Source organism: Burkholderia sp. Ac-20344, from assembly GCF_017104975.1.
Taxonomy (GTDB): domain Bacteria; phylum Pseudomonadota; class Gammaproteobacteria; order Burkholderiales; family Burkholderiaceae; genus Burkholderia.
The window spans coordinates 25,954-32,111 of sequence record NZ_JAAGPP010000109.1 but is presented as its reverse complement, the minus strand read 5'-3'; the positions used below and the strand labels follow the sequence as shown (position 1 = coordinate 32,111).

The 6,158-nt window shown below is 66.9% G+C and carries 7 protein-coding genes and 2 pseudogenes; 7 read left to right on the top strand and 2 right to left on the bottom strand.

Features of this window, described 5'->3' with window-relative positions:
* Window positions 1–592: shikimate kinase (locus G3N64_RS28015; protein WP_346778842.1), on the top strand; the 592-nt coding region annotated here is incomplete at its 5' end.
* 530 nt (window positions 593–1,122) lie between these two features.
* Window positions 1,123–1,830 carry an SDR family NAD(P)-dependent oxidoreductase gene (locus tag G3N64_RS28010; RefSeq protein WP_205786869.1) on the top strand — a complete coding sequence of 236 codons (708 nt, stop codon included), beginning with the start codon at window positions 1,123–1,125 and terminating at the stop codon, window positions 1,828–1,830.
* A 31-nt stretch (window positions 1,831–1,861) separates the two neighbouring features.
* Here the strand turns inward: G3N64_RS28010 and G3N64_RS28005 are convergent, their stop codons facing one another.
* Entirely contained in the window at window positions 1,862–2,839 is a 978-nt protein-coding gene (locus G3N64_RS28005; protein ID WP_205786868.1) for a LysR family transcriptional regulator, read from the bottom strand.
* A gap of 213 nt (window positions 2,840–3,052) precedes the next feature.
* On the opposite strand from G3N64_RS28005, the gene G3N64_RS28000 reads away from it, so the two are divergent.
* The 4 genes from G3N64_RS28000 (at window position 3,053) to G3N64_RS27985 (ending at window position 5,004) form a co-directional block, all read left to right on the top strand.
* Window positions 3,053–3,517, top strand: coding sequence for a RidA family protein (locus tag G3N64_RS28000; protein WP_205786867.1), 465 nt, complete (start codon window positions 3,053–3,055; stop codon window positions 3,515–3,517).
* Window positions 3,518–3,782: 265 nt separating this feature from the next.
* Window positions 3,783–4,202, top strand: a complete 420-nt coding sequence (locus G3N64_RS27995; RefSeq protein ID WP_011352035.1) for an organic hydroperoxide resistance protein — start codon at window positions 3,783–3,785, stop codon at window positions 4,200–4,202.
* 71 nt (window positions 4,203–4,273) lie between these two features.
* Window positions 4,274–4,600 (top strand): DUF4148 domain-containing protein, encoded by a 327-nt coding sequence (locus G3N64_RS27990; RefSeq protein WP_205786865.1) that lies wholly within the window; start codon window positions 4,274–4,276, stop codon window positions 4,598–4,600.
* Window positions 4,601–4,674: 74 nt separating this feature from the next.
* On the top strand, window positions 4,675–5,004 hold the full coding sequence (locus G3N64_RS27985) for a DUF4148 domain-containing protein (protein ID WP_205786864.1): 330 nt from the start codon (window positions 4,675–4,677) through the stop codon (window positions 5,002–5,004).
* 257 nt (window positions 5,005–5,261) lie between these two features.
* On the opposite strand, the pseudogene G3N64_RS39935 reads toward G3N64_RS27985, so the two are convergent.
* Window positions 5,262–5,564, bottom strand: a pseudogene (locus G3N64_RS39935) (phospholipid methyltransferase); the annotation flags it as partial.
* Between G3N64_RS39935 and G3N64_RS27980 the strand changes: the two are divergent.
* Window positions 5,562–6,149 (top strand): annotated as a pseudogene (locus tag G3N64_RS27980) (GNAT family N-acetyltransferase); the annotation flags it as partial. The pseudogenes G3N64_RS39935 and G3N64_RS27980 sit on opposite strands and share 3 nt — an antisense overlap.
* Window positions 6,150–6,158: the final 9 nt, after the last annotated feature.

Below are 6,158 nucleotides of genomic sequence, written 5' to 3'. Positions count from 1 at the left end.
GGGCCGGCTGGCCGCTCGCGCGACGGCTATGAGCGCCGTCGTCGCGGCGGCCGGCGCGCGCGCCCTGCCCGCACGTGCGTTCCTGGTCGGCATGATGGGCGCGGGCAAATCGACGCTCGGCCGCGCGCTCGCGGCATCGCTCGGCTGGACGTTTGCCGATAGCGACGACGAGATCGAGCGGCGCACCGGCCAGCCGGTCGCCGCGCTGTTCGAGAGGGTTGGCGAAGGCGGCTTTCGTCTGCTCGAAGCGCAAATCGTCGACGAACTGACGCAGCGCCCTAACGTCGTCGTGGCGACCGGCGGGGGCGCGGTGCTGAACCCGCGCAACCGAGCGCGCTTGAGCGGGCGCGGCTGCGTGATCTACCTTCATGCGGATCCGGATGCGCTGTGGCGCCGCACGCGCGACGACACGCACCGGCCGTTGCTGCAGGTGGCCGCCCCGCGGCAAACGCTCGCCGCGTTGTACCGTATGCGCGACCCGCTGTATCGCGAATGCGCGCATGCGCTCGTCGACACGACCTCGCAGGGTGTCGCGCGCACGACGGCCGACGTGTTGACGGTGCTGCTGGCGCGGATCAACGCGCCGGATTGAAGGCGCACGCGACGTGCGCTCGCTTCCCTGCCCTCGAATCGATGGCGAGACGCGTGAAGGTGGCGCGGACCTTGGGCATCAGGCACGTTTTCGAAGCGGCGAGTTTTGATTTTCAATCGTGCTATTGTGATAAGAAAAGTTATCCGGATAGGTGAATCGTTTTATCCAACTGGGTGTTCTGCGACAGACAAATCGGCTCGTCCAGCTGCAGGAAAATCGGTCGCTTCGGTGAGATCGCGCCACGCTTCAACATTCGCGCAGCGCATCGAGGCGACGTCGAGCGCCGATCGGCCGAGCAGCAGACGCCGCGGCAATATCCGGCCACGGATCGTCCACTCCACGCCTCCACGTCCCGACCGGCCGCGCTGACCGCCGACAACCGCCCCGCCCCGCATTTGTTCCCGCGACGCAAGACTGTTGCTCCACGGCAGGTGTTCGAGATCGCGACCGGCGCGCCTACAGTTGGCCCATCGGATTCACGAATCCGGTCGGCACTGAAGCCGGACATCCTTCACCTATCGAGGCAAATCATGAGCGCATCCAAGGTCATCATCGTCACCGGCGCGTCGCAAGGCATCGGCGCGGAAACGGTCAACGCATTCCGGGCCCGCGGCCATCGCGTCGTCGCGACGTCACGTTCGATCGGGCCGTCGAACGATCCCGATCTCGTCACCGTCGCGGGGGACATCGGCGATCCGGCCGTCGCGCGGCGCGTGGTCGACGCCGCCATCGAACGCTTCGGCCGCGTCGACACGCTCGTCAACAACGCCGGCATCTTCATCGCGAAGCCGTTCACGCAGTACACCGCGGACGACTATGCGCAGGTCACCCGCGTCAACCTGAACGGTTTCTTCCACGTCACGCAGCATGCGATCGCCGCGATGCAGAAGCACGGCAGCGGCCACGTGGTCAGCATCACGACGAGCCTCGTCGATCACGCGAACAGCAACGTGCCGTCGGTGCTCGCGTCGTTGACGAAAGGCGGATTGAATGCGGCGACGAGGTCGCTCGCGATCGAGTATGCGAAGGCCGGCATTCGCGTGAATGCGGTGTCGCCCGGCATCATCAAGTCGCCGATGCATGCGCCCGAAACGCATGCGACGCTCGCGTCGCTGCATCCGGTCGGCCGCATGGGCGAGATGAGCGACATCGTCGACGCGATCCTGTACCTGGACTCGGCGCCGTTCGTCACGGGCGAGATCCTGCACGTCGACGGCGGCCAGAGCGCCGGGCATTGAGCCGCGGCGTCGAAACCGCGAGCCGGCGCGCCTATCGCGATGCGCCGGCCCGTTTGGCGCGCGTCCCGGCCGTGTTCCCGGCCGGCTGCCTGGCAGGCGCGCGCGCCAGATGCTCGACGAGAAAGTCGACGAACACGCGCACGCGCGACGACAGAAAGCGCGCATGCGGATACAGCAGCATGAAGGGCCGCGACCGGCCGCCGAGGCCGGGCAGCACTTCCACGAGCGTGCCGGCGCGCAGATCCTGCTCGACGATGAAGCGATAGGCCTGGAACAGCCCCGCCCCGCTGCGCGCGAGCGTCACACCGGCGAGGACGTCGCCCGACGTCCCGTAGCTGCCGCTCGTCGCGACGTCGATTTCCTCCGATCCATCGTTGAACAGCCACGGAATCGGCCGCCCGCTGCTCGGCAGCTCGAACTGGATGCATTCGTGCGCATGCAGATCGTCGATGGCGGTCGGCATGCCCGCGCGCTTCAGGTACCCGGGCGTTGCGACGACCACGAGTTCGGCGTCCTCCAGCTTGCGCGCGACCAGGCTCGAATCGGCCGGCGCGCGTCCGCGGATCGCGAGATCGTAGCCTTCCTCGGCGAAATCGATGTTGCGATTGCTCAGGTGGGTTTCGACATGCACGTCCGGATACCGTTCGCGAAATGACGGCAGCAGCGGCAGCACGCGATAGTGCCCGTACGGCGTCGGCATGCTGATCCGGAGCAGGCCGGCGGGCGTCGCCTGCTGGCCGGTCGCCTCGCGCTCCGCGTCGACGAGTTGCGACAGCGCGTCGCGACATTGCTCGAAATAGCGGCGGCCGGAATCGGTGAGGCGGATCTGGCGTGTCGTGCGCACGAACAGCCGCACGCCGAGACGCTCCTCGAGCCGCGCCACCGACCGGCTGACCGCGGCCGGCGTGACGCTCGCCGCGTTTGCCGCCAGCGTGAAGCTGCCGAGTTCGGCAGCGAGACAGAACAGCTCGATGCTGCCCAGCAGCAGATCGTCGAATTGGCGTTGCATGGTGCGGTTCCTGCCGTCTCCGGCGTATGGCGCGCGATGGAGCCGAGTGTGCATGAATCTCGCGCAGGAAACCAGCGGGCACGCATGGCGCGATTCGTTACACCGCGTCGTGAATCAATTGCGCAGCCGACATTTACCGGCTTCGGCTGCATGACTACAGTGGCTCGCAGGCAGCACCGATCGCCCGAACCCTTTTCCCGCAAGGAGCACGACATGACCGTTGAACAGAAGCTGGCCGAACTCGGCCTCGCGTTACCCGAACCGCCGAACCCGCTCGGCAGCTATACGGCCGTCAGCGAAGCCGGCAACCTGCTGTTCGTCTCGGGACAACTGCCGCTCGTCGACGGCAAGGTCGCTTATACAGGCCGCGTCGGCGAGCAGTTGAGCGTCGACGAAGGCAAGCATGCCGCCCGGCTCGCAGCGCTGAACGTGCTCGCGCAGATCCGCCGGCACCTGAACGGGTTCGAACGCCTGCGCAAGATCGTGCGCGTCGAGGGGCACGTGAGTTCGGCCGACGGCTTTTTCGGGCAACCGGCCGTGATCGACGGCGCGTCGGACCTGTTCGCCGCCGTGCTCGGCGGCAAGGCGGGCCACGCGCGCTCGGCGTTCTCCCAGCGCCAGTTGCCGGCCGACGCGGCCGTGATCCTCGTCGTGATCGCCGAGATCGACCCGGCGTGACTCATCGGCTGCCCTGCGGGGCGGCCAGCCATTTCCCGGGCCGTTTTCGCCCGCCCTGCCCGGATTCGTCGCCCCTCGAATATCAGGGATCGATTGCCGGAAAGCCTTGTCCGGCAAAGCCGTACACGTTCCAGATACATTGAAATACAAAATATCGTATGCGATTGAATCGAATGCGCTTGACATGGGTGGTTGCCTCGACGAAACTCCATCGCATGCGATCTAGTCGCATCTGAGACAAACCAGCCAACTGACGGAGCCAATGATGAGCAAGATCGAAAAAGTGCTGTACACGGGCAAGACGCATACGACTTCGGGCGGCCGCGACGGCGCGGCACGCAGTTCCGACGGCCGACTCGATATCCAGTTGTCGTCGCCGGGCAGCGCCGGCACCGGCACCAACCCGGAGCAACTGTTCGCGGCCGGCTGGTCGGCCTGCTTCATCGGCGCCATGCAGCTTGCGGCGCGTGCCGCGAAGGTGACGCTGCCGGCCGATCTCGCGGTCGACGCCGAAGTGGATCTCGGCACCGCCGGCAATGCGTACTTCCTGCAGGCCCGGCTGAACGTGAGCGTGCCGGGGCTCGATCGCGACGTCGCGCAGCGCATCGTCGATGCCGCGCACCAGACCTGCCCGTATTCGAAGGCGACGCGCGGCAACATCGACGTCGACATCCGTATCGCTTGAACGTTGCATCAGGCGGCCGGTTGCCGCCTTGCCGAATACCCGATTCCCATTCTTTCTTTTCGAGGTGAATGATGAAAACCCAATTGATCGCTGCCCTTCTCGTCGCTGTTTCCGCATCCGCTGCCGTACCGGCGTTCGCCGATCAAGCCGTCGTGTCCCGCGCGCAGGTGCGCGCCGAGCTCGTCCAGCTCGAACGGGCCGGCTATCGGCCGGGCCGCGCGAACGATCCGCACTATCCGGACGATCTGCAGGCCGCGCTAACACGCATTCACGCGAACGACACCGCCGTGGCCGATGCAGCGACGTCCGGTTACGGCAGCGATGCCGTCGCCGCGACGCAGTCGGGCAGCCGGCCCGCGACGCGGATCGCCGAGCGCTCGATCTACTTCGGTCATTGAACGAAACCGCGCACGGCGCCGGCCGTCGGCGCACGGTGCGCAACCGCTGAATCCCCATTTTCTTGTCGAGGTGAATGATGAAGACCCCCCTGATCGCTGCCCTGCTCGTTGCCGTGTCGGCCGCCGTTGCTGCACCGGCGTTCGCTGGCGAAAGCACCGTGACACGCGCGCAGGTGCGCGCGGAACTGACCGCGCTGCAGCAGGCCGGCTACCTGCCGAACCGGCCCAACGATCCGAACTATCCGGACAATCTCCAGGCTGCGCTGCGCCGGGTCCACGACAACGATGCGCTTGCGGTCGAGTCGCAGGCGTCCGGTTATGGCAGCGACGCCGGCGGTGCGACGCAGTCGGGCGGCCGCAGCGTGGCTCGCACGGCCGAACGCTCGCTCTACTTCGGTCATTGAGCATGGCGCGTCGGCATCGTCGCGCACATCCGGGTAGCTCGGTACGACGTGCGAGAAACGGGGACGCGCGAGCACGGCGCGTTCCTCGCCGGCCTTCGGCGAAACCCTGCATTGCAGGGCGACCTGCACCACGTGCTTGCGTCGGCTCGGGATTCGATAGTCGCGCCGCTATGTGGCTGCCGGTACTTGCGACCAGCAAATAGGGAAGAAGAGACAACAGCCGTGGCGGGCCGAACGGCCCCCCTGCCCGAGCGCGTTCACGATGATGGGTGTCCATCCGTCGATGACCCGGCGCCGCTCGAGTCGAGTGATGGCGTTTGGGGTAATCGGGTGATATCGAGCCTGCGCAAAGTGGTTGCTTCCGCAACCGCATCGAGCTGCGGCCGTGCCCCCGGCCACTGATGTCGGACCCTGTCGGTCCGGCGTTCGAAGCGATACACGATGGCAGGCGGGAAGTTCCGCCACGCGATGCCTCCCCGGACGGCGCGAATGCGCATGGCTTCCAGGTAGCGCGCCGGGATCGGGCAACGCGGCACGTACGTGAACGGGTAGAACGCGCCATCGCGCCGTTTGCCGCGATCGAGGATACGAGCGCGGCATCGTTCGACGCGTTGCATGCACTGATCGCCGCACACGGGCCGGCGGCACTGGTCATGCCGGACCGGATCGAATTGCGGGCGGGATTGTCGGCGATCCGGCGCGCGAACCTGTTGCAGATGGTCTGTCAAGGGACGCACGCCCCGGCGCCTGAATTCGAACGCGTCACGCTCGCCGAAGCCGATGTGCCGGAGATGCTCGCGCTGACCACGGCCGCGCAGCCCGGCCCGTTCGGCCCGCGCACGTACGAACTCGGCCATTACATCGGCATCCGCAGCGAAGGCCGGCTGGCCGCGATGGCCGGCGAGCGGATGCAGGTGGACGGGTACACCGAGATCAGCGCCGTCTGCGTGGATGCCGCGTTTCGGCGGCAAGGGCTTGCCGCGTGTCTGGTCCGGTCGTTGACCGCGGAGATCGATGCGCGCGCGGACACGCCTTTCCTGCACGTCCTCACGTCGAACCAGATCGCGATCGAGCGCTATCTCGCACTCGGTTTTGTCGTCCGTCGCGAGATGCACCTGCTGGTGCTGGGCGGCGCGCACGCGTGACGACGCGGC